The following is a 1,539-nucleotide window of genomic DNA, read 5'->3' as shown; positions in this document are numbered from 1 at the left end:
TAACATATTTTGGGTTATTTTTATCAGGTTTTTCTTAACATTCAACGTTTCTGGGTGTGCACCAGCCTATCACAATTTATCAAATTGGTGGTATTGGAGGAGCATATAACCTTTATCTACCTAAAGAAGAGGAAGTATTTTTGGCTTTACCAGAAGCAATTTTGGTACAATATACAGCTTTGGATGGTAAGCATATTGATAGCTCAAAGATGGAAGGAAAGTTAACTAAGCTTTCATTAAAAGCCGCAGAAATTAGCTTTGATAAAACTGAAGCTTCTGTGATTTTAGCGCCATTAACTAATCTTAAACTTAATCTGCTGATGCCTAATAGTGCAGTATTTAGTGAAGATATCTATGCCAAGGTTGTAGAACCAGCCACAGAAAATAGTTTTTATATTCACTTTACAAATAAGCCACCAGATGTTGAAAAACAATTAAGCACACTTTATGGCTCAATCAAAACAAGTCAGTAAGGGCGCACAGTTGTGCGCCCCTAAAGAAAATTAATTTGTTGCCAATATTTTCTGAATTGGTATTACAATCCTACTAATTCGCGTGATTCAAAATCAGTGAGTTGTTGAGCGATCGCTAATCTTGCTTCTAACTTAGCTACACTAAATTGGTTACGCAGATATTCTAAATGAGCGAGTGCATTTGCTTTGTCTGCGGTTAATCGTAGCTGTGTATCTATTGCCTTTTGATATTCTTGATTAACTAGCAGCACTTCAAAGCGACGAGCCTTACGTTGGGCATCGTTTTTTAGATCCATATCAAAGGAGGCGCTACGATCTGCATTACCTTCAAATCGGTTAATTTGCTGTTGAACTGCCATCAACTGAGAGTCTAGTTCATTCACTCGGTGGGCAGCTTGTGCTATTGCATCTGGATAATAACTCAGTTGCATAATCAAATAATCTTCCTCTGGAAAAATCTTGACCAAAAATATATAATTAAAGATGAGGAGCAAATTCAGTATTTTGCATTTTGAAGTGATTCCTCACCTGTGCTGTTAATTACGCCACTTCTCGTAATTGCGATGGAGTAGTCATCTCTGGAAATGAGAGCGATAGCTGTTCAGCTTGTGGTACAGCAGCTTGCTCCAACACTGTCACTTCGATATTCACACTTACCAAATAACTGCCTGTATCAGCACCAACCGCATCAGCGATTAATTTGGCAATATCTGGGCGCTTCGCAGTCAGTGGATCGCGTAAAATGCACCGATCCCATTCATGCTTGGCAGTGGGGTTGAGGTTGAGAATGTAGTGCTTCATCATAGAACTAATCGTTAAATCCATCTTCCAGAACCTGCCACAGAGCCATTCTGCACTTAATCGGGCTTTGTGGGCGCTATATTTATTATAGTACAATTGTACTTAATTGTGTAAACAAGGGAGATCAAGCGCAGCTTTGGCAGGGTTTGGTTTTCTGGCAATTAAGGGCAATTTCAGTAGATCGCAAACTTTTTATATCCCGATCTAACCCAATACGGTTCAGTTAAGGTGATCAGAGTTCTCATCTGTCGAACAAAAACCAAGA

At 39.0% G+C, this 1,539-nt stretch carries 3 protein-coding genes; 1 reads left to right on the top strand and 2 read right to left on the bottom strand.

The genetic code is table 11. The features are described 5' to 3' along the window. Positions 1–56: 56 nt before the first annotated feature. Positions 57–473, top strand: a complete 417-nt coding sequence (locus tag BV375_RS16125) for a hypothetical protein (RefSeq protein ID WP_086762187.1) — start codon at positions 57–59, stop codon at positions 471–473. A gap of 62 nt (positions 474–535) precedes the next feature. Here BV375_RS16125 and BV375_RS16120 read toward each other — a convergent pair whose 3' ends face one another. Continuing rightward, complete coding sequence (locus BV375_RS16120) at positions 536–907, bottom strand: hypothetical protein (protein ID WP_086689624.1); 372 nt, start codon at positions 905–907, stop codon at positions 536–538. Between the two features lie 106 nt (positions 908–1,013). Then, a complete protein-coding gene (locus tag BV375_RS16115) occupies positions 1,014–1,277 on the bottom strand; it encodes a hypothetical protein (RefSeq protein WP_086762189.1) in 264 nt (87 codons plus the stop codon). Positions 1,278–1,539: the final 262 nt, after the last annotated feature.

The sequence above is a fragment of the Nostoc sp. 106C genome (assembly GCF_002154725.1).
Classification (GTDB): domain Bacteria; phylum Cyanobacteriota; class Cyanobacteriia; order Cyanobacteriales; family Nostocaceae; genus Aulosira.
The sequence above is the reverse complement of the archived record's forward strand: the minus strand, read 5'-3'. Positions and strand labels throughout refer to the sequence as shown.